The sequence below is a fragment of the Nitrosopumilus sp. b3 genome (genome assembly GCF_014078525.1).
Lineage (GTDB): Archaea > Thermoproteota > Nitrososphaeria > Nitrososphaerales > Nitrosopumilaceae > Nitrosopumilus.
The window spans coordinates 52,934-71,569 of sequence record NZ_MU078696.1 but is presented as its reverse complement, the minus strand read 5'-3'; the positions used below and the strand labels follow the sequence as shown (position 1 = coordinate 71,569).

The window sequence follows — 18,636 nt, the reverse complement described above, 5'->3', positions numbered from 1 at the left end:
ATATTTTCACATGAAAGGAATAATTTTACACGGAGGGCATGGGACCAGATTAAGACCATTAACTCATACAGGTCCAAAACAACTTCTCCCAATTGCAAACAAACCAATGTCTCAATACTGTGTAGAATCAATAAAGAATGCAGGAATCAAGGAAATTGCAATAATCATTGGAGGCGTTGGTGCAGATAAAGTGAAGGAGTATTACGGAACTGGAGAAGATTTTGGTGTAAAGTTTACCTATATTTCTCAAGATTATCCAAAAGGCATTGCTCATGCAATACAACTTTGTGAAGATTTTGTGAATAATGAAAAGTTTCTTGTTTTTCTGGGAGATAATATCATTCAAAAAAGTATTGATGATATAAGGAAAAATTTTGAAAAATCTGATGCTGATGCATCTATATTATTATGTGAAGTTGATAATCCTTCTAGATTTGGCATAGCAGATGTAAAAGATGAACAGATAATAAAAATAATGGAAAAACCCAAAGAACCACCTACTAATCTGGCAGTGACTGGAATTTATTTTTTGACTCCTAAAATTTTTGAGATTATTAAAAGATTGAAACCGTCATGGAGAAATGAATTAGAAATTACTGATGCACTTCAAATGCTTTTAGAAGAAGGAAATAAAATTATTTATGATACCATAACAGACTATTGGAAAGATACTGGAACACCAGAGGACATTATCAATGCAAATAAAGAAATTTTAAAAAATATGAATTCTTACTTTAAAGGCAAAAAAGAGGAAAATGTATCAATAGTTGGAAATGTAATTGTTGGATCCGGGACAATCATAAAAAAAAATTGTCAAGTAATTGGCCCTGTAATAATTGGAGAAAATTGTATTATAGAAGAAAACACATTGATTGGACCTAATACAAGTATTGGAAACAATACAAAAATTTCAAAATCCAATATTGAAGATTCTATTATTATGGAAAACTGTGAAATAATGACTAGTGTAAAAATCAGAAATAGCATAATCTCATCTAATTCAAAAATTTCTCAAGCAGAAAATGACGAGAAAATACTCCTTCTAGGTGAAGGAACAAATATCAAAATTTGAAGGAATTTCAATAGTAATTGTTAATATTAATAAATCAAGGATTTAGAAGAAATGATAGAAAAAGAGCCATTAATCAGCATAATTATTTTAAACTATAATGCAGGCAGCCTACTTTTAGAATGCGTAGAATCAATTTTTAATTCAAATTACAAGAATTTAGAAGTAATTGTTGTAGATAATGTTTCAAAAGATAATAGTCACAAGATTTGCAAAGAAAAATTTGCAAACATAATATTGATTGAAAATAAGGAAAATTTAGGATATTGTGGAGGAAATAACGTTGGAATTGAGCATGCAAACGGAGAATTTTTAGTAATTTTAAATCCAGATGTAATTGTTGATCCAGATTGGCTAAATCAGTTATTATCTGCTTTTAGAAAATATGGTGACGGGTTGTATCAGCCAAAGATTTTAGCAACCACAGATCATTCAACTATCATCAGTGCTGGAAACATGATCCAGTTATTTGGATTTGGCTTTTCAAGAGGAAAGGGAGAAAAAGATATCGGTCAATATGAAAAAGATGAAGAAGTAGGATATGCTTCTGGAACATGTTTATTTTCATCATTAGAAATTTTTAGAAAAATTGGAAATTTTGATTCATACTTGTTTGCATATCATGACGATTTAGATTTATGTTGGAGAGGCAGATTAAAAGGAATAAAGTCTTTTTACGTTCATAATTCAATAATTTATCATCCTCTTGAAGGATATAGTTTCAAATGGAATTCATTTAAATTTTTTTTAATGGAACGTAACAGATTGTATTGTTTACAAAAAAATTTTAGCAGAAAAACAATTTTAAAAATGCTTCCATCCCTGATATTAGTTGATATTGCTGTTACATTGTTTTATTTAAAAAAAGGATTTGTATCGGCAAAAATTAAAGCAAATTTAGATATCCTAAGAAATTTAAGTACAATTTCTAAAAATCATAATTTAATTCAAAAAAATAGAACAGTCAGCGATGATGAATTAATTAAGAAATTTACAAATAAAATGGAAGTTCCTCAATGGGTGATAGAAAAAGAAAACAATAATTTTTTAAATAAAATATTTGAAAAATTAAGTTGGTTTTCCCGTTTATGGTTTAAATAAAATTGTTAATTTTTAATTATTCAAAATCATACTTGCCTAATATCGCTTCTACAAAAAGGGATTTCCACATACTTCTTTCTCGCAGCAAAAATCCAATAATCCCAAGTGGAAACGTTCTACCATTATTATTTAGAGTTCCAATCATAAATTGCCTAAAAAAGTTCATGGTTCTGCCTCCAGATTTACGAAACCTTGCGTTAGCTAATAGAGTATCAGCTCCGTAATCAAATTTAAATGCAAATTCAAGGCTGTTAGAATCCATGATTATATCAGCATCTTTTTTTGAAAAACTTGATTCGTTAACTCCATGAACAAGATCAAAGGTGACTGAAAGTTCTAAGTCTTTAAGATATATTTTTGCAGTTTTTAAAAATGATATAGAATGGGCTAATTTAATAAGTGTCCAGTTATTTCTGCTACGAATGTTTTTTATGTACTCATTTGAAGCAGAACGAAGATCTTCTAATGGGATTTTAGTGGAGTTTCTATGTGGCTCATGTTCTTTTGCAAAATCATTTTCATAAAGTTCAATTGCTTTGCTGTTATCATGTTCTTGACCTAAAATCCAGTGATCGCCTGGATAAAGAATTATTGGAATGGATTTTGTTTCTTTTCTAATAAATTCTTCAACATTTCGGATTTTATTTACTTCGTCATTCATGTAAAAATTATCTTCATGAGAGAACCAAACGAAACTTGCAAAAGGTATAACGTGTTTGGCATTAAACACTTGTGATTGAATTTTAATTCTTGTTAATTTTTCTTTTGAAGTTTGCCTTCTTAACTCTACATCTTCAGGATCTCCTATGTGAGCAGCATAACCAAATTGAGTCAAAAGCAAGTCAACATTACCAGTAATTTTATGAATGTACTCTGCTTGTCGAATACTGTCCACACCACAGTCATTGAGATTTAAAATTTTTTTATCGCCTATTTCCAAATATAACAAGGAATCATAGAGAAGATAAGGCCGGCATTTGACTTGAAATTCATCATCAAGTTTATAGAATTTGTTATGCTTCATCTCAATTACTGAAAATCCTAATTCTTTGCATTTTTTAGTGACCCTGTGATCTAGTGTATCTTGAAAAAGAACTGTAATTTTCTTGCGAATTTCTTCAGGAATTGAGTGTAAAACACGTGGGTAAAAATGATCTGGGTGTTCATGCGAAAACCAGATATGGGAAATATCTTTGAAATCTTCTACGTGCATTTTTGATTCAGAGATTAAATCCCAACTATCATTAAATGCACTACCAAAAAGCCAGGGATCTGTAATCAATTTAATTTTTTTAAATGAAAAAACTACAGAAGCATGATTAACAAATGTAATTTCAGGTAGAGTCAATGAAAAAAAGATATTTAGATTTTATTTAATATTTGTGCATATTTTCATTTCAAAAACTCTGTTCAGTCTATATATACTAAAATTATGAGTAATTTGCTAAGCAAGAATTAATTTTGAGAATTGAAATAATCCAAAGTTTTTTTGATTCCTTGTTCAACAGAAACTTTTGGTGTCCATCCTAATTTTCTTAATTTGGAATTATCAACAATAAAATTTCCCACATCAACTTTTTTAGTATATTTTGGTGAAGAAGCATAATGTACATTTGTTGTTGTAAGTTTTTTGAGTAAAGCCCCAATTTCATAAAACCATGTCTTTCGTCCAGATGAAATCCAATAAAGATTTCCAGATTTTCCTTTTTTCAAAATAGTTTTTATTCCTGAAATAACATCCGAAACATAAATCAGATCTCTAAAAAAGTTGCCTTTGTTGTATATACTAATGTCATCTCCTTTGAATGCCTGAAAAATCAAATAATTTATTGCGTTTTTTGTAGGTATGACTTGTTCTCGTGGCCCAAATGAATTAGTGATTCTAAATACTATTGTTTCAATTCCATACACATCATGATATATTTTACAATAATATTCACTAGTTAATCTATGAACACCATAAAGTGTAGTAGGATTACATTCTGTGGTTTCAGTTACAGGGAGTTTTTTTGGTTTCCCAATTACAATAAATGTACTACCTAAGATAAATTTACAAGATATATTTGATGTTCTAATTATTTCCAAAAAATTTAGTGTGGATTTTGCATTAGAGTCAATATCAAGAAAGGGATTTTCAAACGATTTTGAATGCGAGGTATTACCTGCTAAATGTACTATTACATCAGGTTTGTACTTGAGAATAATTTTTTTCAGAGATTTGAAATTCGTTACATCTACTTTCTCAAGAGTAAGTTTATCCAAAAAATTTGAAATATTGCTTTTTTTTGAAACATTTTTTGTTAAAATTACAATTTTATGTTTTGATTTCAAGAGATCCTCCGCTAAATGGCTACCAATAAATCCCAATCCACCTGAAATCATAATTTTCATAATCAATTTTAAAAATATGTAACTTTTAACTTTAGTTAATTAATCAAAATTGTACAAAATACGAAATTGAAAATATAAGATTAATTGTAGAGAAATTAATAAAAAATGATGAAAAGTGGAAAAAAATCAAAATTTAAAATTTTTGTAAATTTAACAAAAATCATTAAGAACTGGTATATTATTCCATTAATTTACTATGGATTAATCAAGAATGAATTTTCGATACTTGAATTAAAAAATGGGATCAAGATAAAAATTAGAACTAAATCAACAGACTTACAAGCTTTGGTAAATGTATTTGTAATTGAAGAATATCAGTTTCCCGGTTTTGAAATTAAAGAAAATGATATAATTATTGACATTGGTGGACATATCGGACTATTTGCTCTTTATGCAACAAAAAATTGTAAAAAAGGAAAAATTTTCTGTTATGAACCAGTTAAAAAAAATTATCATTTACTAAAAGACAATATAGAAATGAATAACATTTCAAATGTCAATCATTTTAATTTAGCTGTTTCAAATGATCAAAAAGAGATTAAAATTTTCCTGAGTGAAGACGATGCAGGGCACAGTATAATTCAATCAGAAAAAAAATTTGAAATCGTTAATTCCACAACACTAAAAAAAATTATGGATGTAAATAATATTGAAAAATGCAATTTTTTAAAAATGGATTGTGAGGGTGCTGAATTCAAAATTTTAGAGTCATTACCAGATGAATATTTTATTAAAATTAAAAAAATTGTAATGGAGTATCATCTTTTTAATAATAATTATAACTCATATGAAAAAATGAAGGAAAGATTACAAGACTTAAATTTTGATATTTCAGTTAAAGAGTATTCAAAGAATTTAGGATTACTATATGCAATACAAAGAGATGAAAATGAATAAGAAGAATAGAATTTTAATTATTGGTGCGGGAGGCGCGCTAGGAAGAACTTTAATGGATTTGTTAAATAATCGTGGTGAGTGTTACCTTCCTCTAGTTAAGCATAGTCATAAAGATATTAAGAATTCCATAAAATGCGACATTAGAGATTTTAATTCCGTGAATAAGATTATTTACAAATTCAAACCAACTCATGTGATTCATTTAGCAGGAATTACTGGCAATTATGAATGTGAAGAAAATTCCAAGGAGGCATTTCAAACTAATGTGTTTGGAACATTTAATGTATTGAAGAGTTGTTTAGAAATTAAACCGAAGATAATTTTTTCTTCAAGTAGAGAAGTTTATGGGAATTCAAGATCAAAAGTTAATGAAAAATCTAAATTAAATCCAATTAATGTCAATGGAATAACTAAAATGATGAGTGAAGATTTAATTTTAAACTATAATAAATTATATAAAATCCCATATTGTATTATACGGTTCACAAATTTTTACGGAGAGAATTTTTCAAAAAGAGGGATATCAAAAATGATTAAAATTGCGTTACAAAACAAAAAAATCACAGTTTTTGGCGGAAAACAAGAGATTGATCTAATTCATTTTAATGATGCAGCAAAAGGATTGTTAAATGTTATCGATTCAAAAAAGGCAGGAATTTATAATATAGGCAGTGGTGAATCTAAAACAATATTAGAATTAATTCACGAAATTGAAAAATTTTCTAAAAAGAAAATAAAATTCAACAGGAAAAAAAACAGAACATTTGAAGTAAGAAATTTTAAAATGGATATTTCTAAGGCAAAAAAAGATTTAGGATTCAAGCCATCAATTAAGTTCCAAGATGTTTTAAATCAGATACCAGATAAATCGATGTCAAAATGAATAGATTTTACCAATGTTGTTATTAACTAAAATAAGTAGAAAACAAGCATAATTAATGAAAATTGCGATTGTATGTCCAGCATTTTTACCTGCCACACAATTTGGAGGCATACTCTTTCTTGCATTAGATATAGCCAAGGAAGTATCAAAAAAGCAGTTCCAAGTTACTGTATATACTACAGATCTAGATTTTTCAAATAATTCCAAAGTATTTAACAAAAGATTACCTAGAATTGAGTCAATAGATGATTTTAAAGTCAGAAGATCTCATGTGTATTTCAATATAGAATTATTTTTTATAAATTTTGGAATGTATAAACAAATTATCAATGACCAACCAGAAATTATTCATACTATAGGTATTCGTAGTTTTCAGAGTTTTTTAGCAGCAATTATATCAAAAATTAAGAAAATCCCATTGATAACAAGTGATCAAGGAGGTCTGTTCACCCATCCAGACTTTCAAAATAGAGGGAAAAAAAGAATTCTGTATAAAATTCAGGAGCCCATGATAAAATTCATCATCAAACAATCAAAAAAAATCATAGTTGCAAACGAATATGAACAAGAAATTTTTTCAAAATACTGTGATTCAAAAAAATTAGTAATTATTAGGAATGGGGTTGACTTGAATTCATTTCAAAAAATTCCATTTGATTTTAAAAAAAAACATAACATGAAAGAAAGAATGATTTTATTTTTAGGTAGATTTGCAGAAGTTAAAGGGATAGATGTCTTATTAGAAGCGTTCTCAGAATTGATTCAAGAAAAAGAATTTGATAATGTAAAATTAGTAATTATGGGAACAGATTTTGGTTATTCAAAAAAAATGTTTAAGAAAATTAAAGAAAAAAAATTAAATGAAAGAGTTTTGACAGTTATAAAACCAGATAGAGAAGAAGTAATTTCAGCTTATCATGCATGTGAATTTTTGGTATTACCATCACGATGGGAAATGTCTCCATTAACACCTTTAGAAGGATTTGCTTGTAAAAAAACAACCATCGGCTCAAGAATTCACGGAATTCCCTATGTTATAAAAGATAACGAAAATGGGTTGCTTTTTGAAAATGAAAATTTTGTAGATTTGAAAGAAAAGATGAAACAGTTATTGCTAAATCCTGAAAAATGTCAAAAATTAGGTGTTGAAGGATATAAAATGGTGGAAAAAAGTTTCAATAACAAAGTTATGTGTGAAGAAATTTTCAAGTTATATAATTTGACATTAAATTTAAAAAATAATAATTATGATTAAGGAAAAACATTATGAGTAGATTTTTTAGTAAAATTAAAAATTTTGGTGGATTAAAAGATTTAACTTCGATAGGAATTGCAAACATTGTAAGTAGTGGAATTTCAGGCTTATTTTGGTTCTATTTAGCAGCTTTAATTGGAACAGAAGGTTATGGTGAACTAAGCTATTTACTTGCAATTGCAGGAATTGCTTCAACAGTTGCATCCATAGGTTCAGGATATACTACTATTGTATACACTGCAAAAAATATCAATATTATCCCTGCAACTTTTATTGCTACAATAATTGGAAGCTCTGTTGCTGCAATTGCAATTTTCTTTGGATTAAATAATCCAGCATTATCAGCATATGTTTTATTGTATGTTGTATTCAATTTAGGTACAGCCACATTAATGGGTTTAAAACAATTTAAAAAATATGCAATTTTTTTGATTTCACAAAAAATCCTCATGGTGGCATTGATTCTTTCATTGTTTCAATTTTATCAAAATACGGGAGTTATTCTAGGTTATGCATTATCTTTTCTAATTTTTATTCCTGTAATATACAAGGAAATCAAACTGAAAGGAATTCAGTTTTCAGTAATAAAACCAAGACTAGGATTTATGTTGAACAGTTATGGGACTGATCTGGTAAAAGCACTTAGTGGACATACTGATAAATTGATTATTGGACCATTGTTTGGTTTAAGTTTACTAGGAAATTATCATTTAGGAATGCAATTTTTAGTTATTGCAACATTATTGCCAAATATTATAATGCAATATACGTTACCTAGAGATTCTAGTGGACAAAATAATGACAAAATTAAAAAAATTATCATAGTTTTTTCCATATTTATTGCAATAACTGGAATATTCATAGGACCAAATCTGATAAATTGGTTGTTTCCACAATATATCGAAACTATTGGAATAATTCAAATTATGATAATAGCGATCATTCCAAGAACCATAAGTTTAATGTTCATATCAAAATTTCTAGGAATGGAAAAAAGTAAATTTGTAATTATTGCATCAGTAATATTTCTTGGAATTCAAATTCCAACTATAATTTTACTTGGGGAATCCCTAGGGGCCATTGGAATTGCTATTTCATTAGTATTAGCAGAAACCATGCAAGCGATATTTTATATTTTATCAAACAAGATGTTCGTGGTAAGCATCAAATGAAGAGTCTGATCATGTTTATTGAAAAATGAGGTAAAAATAATGACAAAAAATGTTAAGACTCAGAATACACAATTTGAAGAAACAATTTCAAGAAAAAAAATATTAGTGATATTAACCGCTATTGTCCTAAGTTCTTTTATCATAAGAATTTACTTTATGAATTTTGAAATACCACTTACTAATGATGCATTGAATTATTTTTTTTATGCTTTAGATATTAAAATCAATAATCAATTACCCGTGAATTATTCATTAGCTAATCCAGGATGGGGAATTTTTCTTTCTGCATTCTTTTCGAGTTTCGAATTGCAAAATGTTATAGATTATATGAATTTACAAAAGATTTTATCAATTTCTATTTCCTCATTGACGGTTTTACCAACATATTTTCTATGTAAAAAATTTTTTAACAAATCCCATTGTTTAATTGGTGCATTAATTATAGGATTTGAACCTCATTTAATTCAAAATTCCTTATTTGGTATTAGTGATTCATTATACATTTTTTTGATTGTAATTAGTTTTCTTTTATATTTTAATGAAAATAAAAAAATCACATATATCTCATTTTTGATTATTGGGTTCGGTACGATTGTAAGATCTGAGGGTATTTTTGTTTTAATGGTATTTTTGATCATGATTATTTTTAGAAGTGATAATATCAAGAGAAAAATAACAGATATCACAATATCAGGATTAATTTTTTCTGTGATTTTTTTACCTATGGCTTTAATTCAATTTGAAATATATGATAGCGACATGGCATTTGGACGAGCTATTAACAGCATAGAAACGCATATTGTAGATCCTAAAAAATCCACAGATATTACAGGAATAAACTTTATTGTTAATGGATTGGTGAATTTTCCAAAATATCTTGGTTGGAATTTAATTCCGATTTTTCTGCCCTTCTTACCATTAGGATTTATTTTGATGTTTAAGAATTGGAATTATAAAATAAAGACAATTTTTGCAGGTTTAGTTTTGATGTCAATGCCTGCATTTTATGCATATGCAATTTCTATTCAAGATGGAAGATATTTTTTCTTCTTATATCCCATTTTTGTAATTTTGTCAATGCTAACAATAGAAAAAATAGGTAAAAGATTTAATAAAAAAATTGCTTTTACTGTGATAATTATCTTTGTTGTAATTTCATCATGTGTATATTCAGCATTAAAAATTGACAATAATCAAAATGATGAATACTTGATAATTGCACAAAAAATCTCAGAATCACCAAAAACAATTAATGATTATAACAATAGTCAATATTTGGAGCCTCTAAATTATCCTAAAGAATTTAATGAATTCAAAAAATTTTATGATTTAGACAGAGTGGATAAAAAATCAATTAGATTTAGTGTTCCCCAACAAATTTCAGTTATAACCATGCCAAATCATCAAGAAATTGATGATTTTATTGCTTCAAATAAAAATAATCTTACCCATATTATAGTTGAAAATGATAAAGAGTCCAGATTATATGATGTTTTTATAAATGATGAAAAATATCCCTATCTTGAAAAAGAGTTTGATTCTTCTAATTCTCAATATTCTACAAAAATTTTCAAAATAAATTATGATAAATTTTTAAAAAATAATTCATGATGTAAATTAATAAATTTGGTTGAGTATTGATTTAATTTCTTTTTTTGTAAGAGGTTTTATATTTTCAAAATAATTTAAAAGATTTTTTGGTTTTTTGGAATTTGGGTAAGTTATTTTTGTGGAATAATTAAAGGATGATGGTAAAATGAAAAATTCTTTAGTTTCTAAGGCTTGGCTCATTTCAAAATTTGTCAATAAATATTCTGTTAGTTTTTCTCCAGGCCTTGTTCCTGTAAGTTTGGTTTTTATTTTTTTTGGATCATAACCATATTTTGGTGCTAAAATTTCTTTCATGACTTCAAAAAGATCTTCCAAACGTAATAATGGCATTTTAAGAATAAAAGTTTCTCCACCTTTTGCAAGATTAGTAGCATGAATGATTAATTTTACTGCTTCATCTTTTGTCATGAAAAATCGCTTCATATTTTTGTCAGTAAGAGTGATTGGACCGCCATTTTTGATTTGTTGTTCAATTCTAGGTAAAATTGAACCTCTAGTTTGAAAGACATTTCCAAATCTTACTGATGCAAATATAGTTTTTGATTTACGGGATGCTTCAGCAGAGATTAATTTTTCACCTAATAACTTTGTTGCACCCATAACACCAATTGGATTAACAGCTTTATCAGTACTGATTAAAATCATCCTCTTTACATTTTCTTTTTGTGCAGCCTTTGCAATATTTTTTGTTCCTATAATATTGACGTTGATTGTTTCTAGTGGATTTAATTCACATCTGTCTACATGTTTTAGAGCAGCCGCATGAAAAACAATATCAATCCCTTTTACAAGTTCCGATACTCTTTCTTCGTTTTGGATATCACCTATAACATATTCAATGTTTTGAGTTCCATATTCAGATTCCATTTCATATAAACCATTTTCATCGTTACTAAAAACTCGAATTAGTTTTGCTTTATCATGAATTGCTTTTTTGACTAGTGCAGTACCAATTGAACCAGTTCCCCCCGTTACAAGAATGGATCTTTTAGTTAAAATAGACATATCACATTATGAAAATAACATCATTTTAATAAATTAACTACTAAGTTGTTTGCTGGTTCTATGTAAAATTTTTAATTCTTCATCAATTTCACTCTTTGTTCTCCATCTATGAATATCTAAGAAAAAGCTGTTTTGGATAAAATCTTCAGCATTTTGTAATTTTTTCTTTGGTCGATATTTTCTATAAAGAGGGACATCATATTGAGTTGTTTTGTAGCCAGAGCTAATTATTTTTCCAGGTCTAAAATTCAAGCCTTTGATATCAGATACTTGTTCATTTTTTAGGAATTTTTTTCTGTTTTTTGTTAGTTTTTCTAGAAATTTTTCCCTTGAAACTATAGATTTTTTTTTATCATATTTACAACCTAAAATCAAAAATGAATGATCTATGTTCTTGGGAATCATAGGGGGAATGATAACTTCAGGAAGATTTTTTATTATATAATTAGCATTTTTGCGGAAACTTTTCAAGATAGATGGTAACCGTTTTAGCTGAACAAGACCAAATGCTGTTTGAGTATCAGTCAATCGAAAATTAAATCCTATATCATCATCATCTTTATAATATTCACCGTGATTTCTAATACGCCTACATTTTTCTGCAAATTCTTCATTATTTGTCACAATAATTCCACCTTCACCCAGTGTAGTGATATGTTTTGTTTCTTGAAAACTAAAAATCCCACAATCCCCCATACTTCCAACTGATTTATTTTTGTATTTTGCACCCATTGCTTGTGCACAATCTTCAATTACAAAAATTCCAGTTTCTTTCATTTTTTTTATCATTTCAAATTTACACGGATGTCCTAGCAAATGTACTGGAATTGCAAACTTTACTTTCTTTTTAAAATCAAAATCCATACAATAGGATTCAGAATCTATATCTGTAAAAACAGGTATTCCACCACAAGCAACAACTTGAGATATGGTAGAAGTAAACGTAATTGATGGGACAGCAACTTTGGTGTTATTTTTTACTCCTGCTGCAAGTTGTGATACAAATAATGCACTAGTTCCAGAATTTACTGAAATTCCATATTTGCAGTTATGGAATCGCGCAAAGTCTTTTTCAAATTTTTGTAGTGTTTCTCCTCCTAAGAACTTATTTGTATATCCTGATAAAAGAGATGCATTTTTTATGGATTGAATTACAGAGGCAATTTCTTCTTGGCCAAAACGATCAATCATTTTTTAATCCTTCAAATTAGATAATAATCACATTGCACCCATTATGGAGTCTAGTGTTTGAGAACCACCCATTCCTAATTTTTGCTTTTTTCTAATTATTGGTGCAAGTTTATCAGAGTATTTTTCAATTAATCGTGCTTGTTCGGTGCGTAATTCTTCATTAGTAAGATTACTTGAACTCCATGTGGTGTTAGAAAATTCATCAATTTGTGACCAATCTAGTTTATCATATTCAGGCTTCCAATATGCCGTACCAGGATATGGTGCAAGAATTGAAAATCCAATTATTTCAGGATCAACATAATCAATTAGTTCTTCAGTTTGTTTAATTGTTTCATAAGATTCCAAAGGAGTTCCAAGTAATGCATAAGTCCTTCGTTTTATTCCATATTTTTTGGAAACATCAAATGCTCTTTTGATCATCTCAACAGTTGTGCCTTTGTTAATATCGCGATGAATTTCAGGAGAACCAGATTCCAATCCCATCCAAAACTCTTCACAGTTAGCTTTAACTGCTAATTCACACATTTCATCATCTACTTTATCACATCTCATATTACATCCCCATGGAACATTTACTTCTTGTTTGATCATTTCCTTACACAGTTTAACGAAATGAGGTTTGGAAGGATTGGTTTCAGCATCGTTCATTTTAAAAAAAGTAATGTTAAATCGATCTCTAACTTCTAACATTTCTTGTACAACTAATTTTGCACTTCTTTGTCGTAATCTAACAGCTCTTTCATATTCCAGTTTTTTATTGCTAAGATCAGCTTTTCTCCATATGGTTCCAAACTCACCTTCTGCACAGAATGTACATCCAAATGCACAGCCTCTTTCAGTCATAATGGAGGTTACTCGTCTCCCTTCATCTTTTTCAGCAATTGCAATGTACCTGTTCAAATCAATAGAGTCTCTATCAGGATTAGGAATTGTATCAACATCAATTATAGGTTGATTACTAACTAATTTTTCTGTAGCAGTACCATTAAGTACATCCAACATTGATTGTTCTCCTTCACCTACTATCAAATGATCAATTGTAGGATCATTTAGGAAAAGAAATGGTTGTAAAGAAGGCCCATATCCACCAGCAACTGTCTTCATAGAAGGATATTCTTTCTTAACTAGTTTACTTAATTTTTTAATATGTGGAACTTGTGGTGTTGTTCCACTAAAACCTACATAATCAGAACCTGAAATTTGATTTAGAATTTTTTCATCAGAATCAAAAAAGCCATCAAGAATTTGTACCTCAAGATTACCTTGGTATCTATCTTTAATGAAAGATGAAACATACATCAAATTTGTTGGTTCCCAAACACTTGGATATCTGGCTCGAATTAGACTCACTTTCATTGTTTTCATCTTATAACCTTCAAATTTAATATAAAAACATATGAATCAAAAAACTAGACAGCATTATAGACATCTAAGTATTTTTGTCCAACATGTTCCCAGTCATAATTAGTAATAATCTCAAAAGCATTTTCTGTTAGAATTTTTCGTTTTTCAGGATTATCTAATAAATCATTTATTGCATCATAGATCTGATCAGGATGATTTGGTGTAACAACATATGCAGTTTTCATATGAATTACTGTTTCTTTATTTCCACCAACGGATGTAGCAATAATTGGGATTTTGCATGCCATTGCTTCTAAAAGAGTAGAACTTGTTCCACCTTCCATTATAGAAGGCTGGATAAGTATGTCAGAACCTCGAATTAATTTTATTGTATTTTCTTTTGATTGATAACCCAGAAAATGAATGTTAGATTTATTTTTTATTTTTTCTTTTATTTTTGATTCTTCAGGACCAGATCCAATAATAATCAGATGTATGTCATTAGAGATTTTTTCTGAAATTTGTAGCAAGTCCAAAATTCCTTTTTCTTCAGATAATCTTCCAGCATAGATTAGTTGTTTTTCATATCTTCTATCTTTATCTTTTGGAAATGATGAGATATCAATTGCATTTGGAACATAATAAACTTTGTAACCATTTTTTGTGAATTCTTCATACATTTCTTTGGAAGGAACAGTAATTACATCAGCCCATTGCAGTGCATTTTTTTCTAACTTTTCAGATAAAGTTCCGGCAGTGTTCCCATGTAGTAATAAAATTTGTTCAGAATAATTTCCTTGTAATGAAAGGATTTTTTTTCCTTTTACATTTTTCATTGCTAAAGCAGATATAGGATTTTGGGCGTGAATGATATCAAAATTTTTTTTAAATTTTGATTTAAAAAAAGATGAAATCATAAAGCTTGGATTTTTAAGTTTTTTAATGGGTATTGTAAGAGTATTTTCTGAAGAAATTATTTCAACTTCATTTCCTTTATTTTCCAAGAATTTTTTTAACCCTTGAACATGCTGAGATATTCCTCCTATTCCAGAGCTTGTAGGTGAAATCATTAAAATTCTCATTGAAATTTGAAATCATTATTTCTATTAAAGGTCTTATGATTCAACTTCACTCAATTTTTTTCAGATTATCCTTAGATCTGTGAATCCTGGTTCTTCCAAATTGTTTTTATCTCTATATTTTTTTGCCTCAGAAGCTAACCATGTTAGAAAATACCCATATTGAGTACTTGCGGGATCTTTCTTTTTTCTTTCATCTTGTTCTCTTTGAATATCATTTTCTATAGCTATCCAAACTCTGCGGATTGTGTCTGAATATAATGAAAACAATTTATCTTTTATACCAAATTCTTCAACAAGAAATCCAATCTCATCAAAATCACCATTTAGTTTCTCAATAAAATATCTAGTTTCTTTGTTTAGTGATTTTATCTTTGATTTTTTATCAATATGTGCTTCATAGATTTTTTTTCGAGCAGTAATATTTTTTTCATCTCTTAAAATTCTTAAAACTTCAATTAATACAATAGTTTGAGATGTAGATAATTCGTCTTTCATTAAAACAAATCTATTTCTTTTATTGAAAAACTTTTTTCAACAATATAAAATCAAATTAATGAAATTAATGTTTCAAGATAAGAAAACACCATCTACATTGTAGCTTGTGCTGCATCATGGAACATTTGACTTTTTGCACAGCCAGCAGCAAGTTCATCACCTGCTCCACGTCTCATAAGACCTCTGTAAAGACCATCTTCAAGTTTTACACCTTCTCTTTCTTCCCATTCTTCTACAGTGATAGAATATTTCTTTTGGATTCTGTCTCTATACCATTCTGGAATTACATTGAATGCACAAAATGGAACTATTCGGAGGTCTGGAGTAAGATAGTGAATATCACATCTTTGTAGTCTCTCAAGGTCTTCATTGTATTTGTCTTGAAAGTGCATCATACCAAGGAACAATCCCTTGACGTGCCATGAACCAACTGAATCAAATGATCTCTTCATGAGAATATTACCAAACATCTTTGCTAAATCTAATCCGGCTGGTTGTTTCTTTGTATCAACAAAACCTTTGAGTTTTCTTACAACTTCAAGCATTGTAAAGTATTTGTTTTTACCAGAGCGAATCTCTTCTGCTTTGTCTTCAAAGAGTTCTAACATTCCCTGAATATCACAAAATTTTGTTAATGGAACAAACTTCTTTGTATCTGCATCCTCAAAAATGTAAGTTCCGGCACCACAAGCAAAGTGTATTGATAATTCATATTTTGGTTTGCTTGAGAATGCTTCAATTACGTTTGTTAGTGGCATACAACTTGGGACTGGGAACCAGTCATCAACTGTTACTTCGCCATTTGTTTGTTCTTCAATTCTTTGAACACAATCAGGAACTGTGATTCTATATTTTTCACGTTCAGATTTACCCATTCTTCCTGTTAGTGATACTGGTTGGAAGTTTACAGCATGAACTACATCCATGTTCTTTTGTGCATACCTGATAATTCCACCTAATTCATGGTCATTAATTGATTTGATTACTGTTGGAACAAATACTACAGTTGTACCTGTCTTTCTGCAACTATCAAGTGCATATGGAATTTCCCAATGGTTCTTTGGGTTTGTTCTAGCAGTTACACCATCAAAGGAAAGATACAAGTTGTTACATCCAGCAAGTCTTACTTCACGTGCTGCTTCTGGATCCATTGCGTGTCTAATACCATTTGTATTCATTTGAATATGGTCAACACCTTCCTCTTTCATTATTTTAATAACATCAGCAATATCTTCTCTAAGCATTGGTTCACCACCAGTAATCTGCATAGAGTTTCCTGGAATTGGTCTTTCAGATCTTAGTGTCTTCATCATTGCTCTTACTTGAGTATGATCTGGCTCGTACATGTAAGCGCCTTCAAGACCTTTCTTTACATAAAAGAAGCAATACCAGCATGTTAAATCACATCTATTAGTTACAATCATGTTTGCAAGGCCACTGTGTGATAGGTGGTTTGAGCACAATCCACAGTTATTAGGACATGAACATTTGTCAATCATTACATTTGGAGAATGAGCACCTTTTCCATCCATCCAGTATGTACTAAATTTTTTGTACATTTCATAAGAACCAAAGTATAATTCCTCACATTCACCGTGAGTAGGGCAAACTTTTGACATGAAGACTTTGTTATCTCTCTCAAATACTTCAGCATCCAGAATCATATTACAGTCTGGACAGATACTTTGAGTGAATCTAATTGTAGATTTTTTACCTAAATTTTTTGTTGATTGATTGGATATCTGAATTAATGCCATACCTGTAATCGAAATTCTTCTGAAATACTATATAATCCATTTCACACTCACCCCCGTGTGGAATTTAGTAATTAGGCATACCTGATTTAAATACCAAAACTGATCGACTAGATCGCATATGAGCATATCTGACAAAACAAGAAAGGCATTAGAAAAAATTGGACTCACCAGTTATGAAATTAGAACATTCTCTGCATTACTCAAATCTGGGGAATTAACAGCATCAGACCTTAGTCAAAAATCAGGAGTACCATATTCAAAAATTTATGAAGTGTTAGGAACTTTAGAGGATAAAGGATGGATAGGATCAGATGATTCAAGACCAACAAAGTATTTTGCAAAATCACCATCTACAGGACTAGAAACTACAAAACAGAAAATAGAAAGTGATTTTTCTCAAAATCAAAGTGTGATACTAAATGAATTAGTTCCACTATATGAAAAAAGTGGAACTAGTGAAAGACCAGATATTTGGGTACTTTCAGGTGCAATTAACATTGCTGCTAAAATTTTAGAGATGGTAGATACATGTAGAAATGAAGTAATGATTGCATTACCTGAAGCTGGAGTAGATTTAGTAAAACAAGCATTGCCAAAATTAAGATCACTTCATGATAAGGGAGTAGACATTACAATACTCACATCAGATAAAATGGACAAAGAATCTATCAAGGCAATCAAACGAGTTTCAACTGTAAAGATAAAGAAAGGATTGTTTGGAGGAGGCATAATTTCTGATAAAAGATATGTTGTAATTTTATTAGGTCCAGAAATAGGAGGTGCTAATACTTCAGATGTTGTTGCAATTTGGGCAGATCATGCAGGATTAGCAGGATTTGCTCGTCAATATTTTGAATATTTATTAAAAGATTCAAAGGTGGTATAGTATGGATGAAATTGATGAAGAGACTCTCTTTGTAGGAACTGCAGAAGCTGAACATGTAGAGATGTATCTAAAGGCAATATGGCACATAAAAGAAAGAGGGGAAGATGTCAAGATCAGTACCATTGCAAAAATGCTCAACGTCAGACAACCAAGTGTTGTTCAAATGCTCAAGAAATTAAATTCTAAAAATCTTGTAAATTACAACAAAGCAGGTGTAAAACTTACAGAGGATGGTGAGCGAATAGGTGCAAGCATGATGAGAAATAGTAGATTACTTGAAGTTCTCATGGATAGTGCGTTAAAAGTAGAAATTGATGAGGAAATGGTATGTGGAATTGAGCATCACATGAATAAACAATTTACAAATGCACTTTGTGTAATGTTAAATCATCCAAGAAAATGTCCACATGATCATGAAATTCCAATGGGCGAATGTTGTAAATCAGCATAACGAAAATTACATCCCAAAAGATATATCATCTTAAAAACTAAAT

At 29.3% G+C, this 18,636-nt stretch carries 17 protein-coding genes; 9 read left to right on the top strand and 8 right to left on the bottom strand.

Annotated features, from left to right (window positions below; all coding sequences use genetic code 11):
* The first annotated feature begins 10 nt into the window (after nt 1–10).
* Both C6990_RS06470 and C6990_RS06465 read left to right on the top strand, forming a co-directional pair.
* The gene (locus C6990_RS06470) at nt 11–1,072 is read left to right on the top strand and encodes a glucose-1-phosphate thymidylyltransferase (protein ID WP_182129639.1); all 1,062 of its coding nucleotides are present in this window, start codon (nt 11–13) and stop codon (nt 1,070–1,072) included.
* 51 nt (nt 1,073–1,123) lie between these two features.
* Nucleotides 1,124–2,170 carry a glycosyltransferase family 2 protein gene (locus tag C6990_RS06465; RefSeq protein ID WP_182129637.1) on the top strand — a complete coding sequence of 349 codons (1,047 nt, stop codon included), beginning with the start codon at nt 1,124–1,126 and terminating at the stop codon, nt 2,168–2,170.
* 16 nt (nt 2,171–2,186) lie between these two features.
* On the opposite strand, the gene C6990_RS06460 is transcribed toward C6990_RS06465, so the two are convergent.
* Together C6990_RS06460 and C6990_RS06455 are read right to left on the bottom strand one after the other, a co-directional pair.
* Nucleotides 2,187–3,518, bottom strand: coding sequence for an MBL fold metallo-hydrolase (locus C6990_RS06460; RefSeq protein ID WP_182129635.1), 1,332 nt, complete (start codon nt 3,516–3,518; stop codon nt 2,187–2,189).
* A gap of 107 nt (nt 3,519–3,625) precedes the next feature.
* A complete protein-coding gene (locus C6990_RS06455; RefSeq protein WP_182129633.1) occupies nt 3,626–4,561 on the bottom strand; it encodes a GDP-mannose 4,6-dehydratase in 936 nt (311 codons plus the stop codon).
* Between the two features lie 108 nt (nt 4,562–4,669).
* On the opposite strand from C6990_RS06455, the gene C6990_RS06450 reads away from it, so the two are divergent.
* The 5 genes from C6990_RS06450 to C6990_RS06430 all read left to right on the top strand — a co-directional run bounded on the left by C6990_RS06450 (nt 4,670) and on the right by C6990_RS06430 (nt 10,379).
* Nucleotides 4,670–5,458 carry an FkbM family methyltransferase gene (locus C6990_RS06450; RefSeq protein WP_182129631.1) on the top strand — a complete coding sequence of 263 codons (789 nt, stop codon included), beginning with the start codon at nt 4,670–4,672 and terminating at the stop codon, nt 5,456–5,458.
* Complete coding sequence (locus tag C6990_RS06445) at nt 5,451–6,341, top strand: NAD-dependent epimerase/dehydratase family protein (protein WP_182129629.1); 891 nt, start codon at nt 5,451–5,453, stop codon at nt 6,339–6,341. The genes C6990_RS06450 and C6990_RS06445 overlap by 8 nt, the downstream gene beginning before the upstream one ends.
* A 55-nt stretch (nt 6,342–6,396) precedes the next feature.
* Nucleotides 6,397–7,596, top strand: a complete 1,200-nt coding sequence (locus C6990_RS06440; protein WP_182129626.1) for a glycosyltransferase family 4 protein — start codon at nt 6,397–6,399, stop codon at nt 7,594–7,596.
* 11 nt (nt 7,597–7,607) lie between these two features.
* On the top strand, nt 7,608–8,768 hold the full coding sequence (locus C6990_RS06435) for a lipopolysaccharide biosynthesis protein (protein WP_182129624.1): 1,161 nt from the start codon (nt 7,608–7,610) through the stop codon (nt 8,766–8,768).
* Between the two features lie 723 nt (nt 8,769–9,491).
* Entirely contained in the window at nt 9,492–10,379 is an 888-nt protein-coding gene (locus C6990_RS06430; RefSeq protein WP_342752462.1) for a hypothetical protein, read from the top strand.
* Between the two features lie 6 nt (nt 10,380–10,385).
* Here the strand turns inward: C6990_RS06430 and C6990_RS06425 are convergent, their stop codons facing one another.
* The 6 genes from C6990_RS06425 to tes all read right to left on the bottom strand — a co-directional run bounded on the left by C6990_RS06425 (nt 10,386) and on the right by tes (nt 17,256).
* Nucleotides 10,386–11,384 (bottom strand): SDR family NAD(P)-dependent oxidoreductase, encoded by a 999-nt coding sequence (locus tag C6990_RS06425; RefSeq protein ID WP_182129620.1) that lies wholly within the window; start codon nt 11,382–11,384, stop codon nt 10,386–10,388.
* Between the two features lie 33 nt (nt 11,385–11,417).
* On the bottom strand, nt 11,418–12,575 hold the full coding sequence (locus C6990_RS06420; protein WP_182129618.1) for a DegT/DnrJ/EryC1/StrS family aminotransferase: 1,158 nt from the start codon (nt 12,573–12,575) through the stop codon (nt 11,418–11,420).
* A gap of 27 nt (nt 12,576–12,602) precedes the next feature.
* Nucleotides 12,603–13,934, bottom strand: a complete 1,332-nt coding sequence (locus C6990_RS06415; RefSeq protein ID WP_182129616.1) for a B12-binding domain-containing radical SAM protein — start codon at nt 13,932–13,934, stop codon at nt 12,603–12,605.
* Nucleotides 13,935–13,987: 53 nt separating this feature from the next.
* Entirely contained in the window at nt 13,988–15,004 is a 1,017-nt protein-coding gene (locus C6990_RS06410; RefSeq protein WP_182129614.1) for a glycosyltransferase family 4 protein, read from the bottom strand.
* Nucleotides 15,005–15,064: 60 nt separating this feature from the next.
* A complete protein-coding gene (locus tag C6990_RS06405; RefSeq protein WP_182129612.1) occupies nt 15,065–15,499 on the bottom strand; it encodes a hypothetical protein in 435 nt (144 codons plus the stop codon).
* Between the two features lie 92 nt (nt 15,500–15,591).
* On the bottom strand, nt 15,592–17,256 hold the full coding sequence (tes, locus tag C6990_RS06400; RefSeq protein ID WP_182129610.1) for a tetraether lipid synthase Tes: 1,665 nt from the start codon (nt 17,254–17,256) through the stop codon (nt 15,592–15,594).
* A gap of 118 nt (nt 17,257–17,374) precedes the next feature.
* Between tes and C6990_RS06395 the strand changes: the two genes are divergently transcribed.
* Nucleotides 17,375–18,142, top strand: a complete 768-nt coding sequence (locus tag C6990_RS06395) for a TrmB family transcriptional regulator (protein ID WP_182129607.1) — start codon at nt 17,375–17,377, stop codon at nt 18,140–18,142.
* A 1-nt stretch (nt 18,143) separates the two neighbouring features.
* Entirely contained in the window at nt 18,144–18,593 is a 450-nt protein-coding gene (locus C6990_RS06390; RefSeq protein ID WP_182129605.1) for a metal-dependent transcriptional regulator, read from the top strand.
* Nucleotides 18,594–18,636 lie beyond the last annotated feature (43 nt).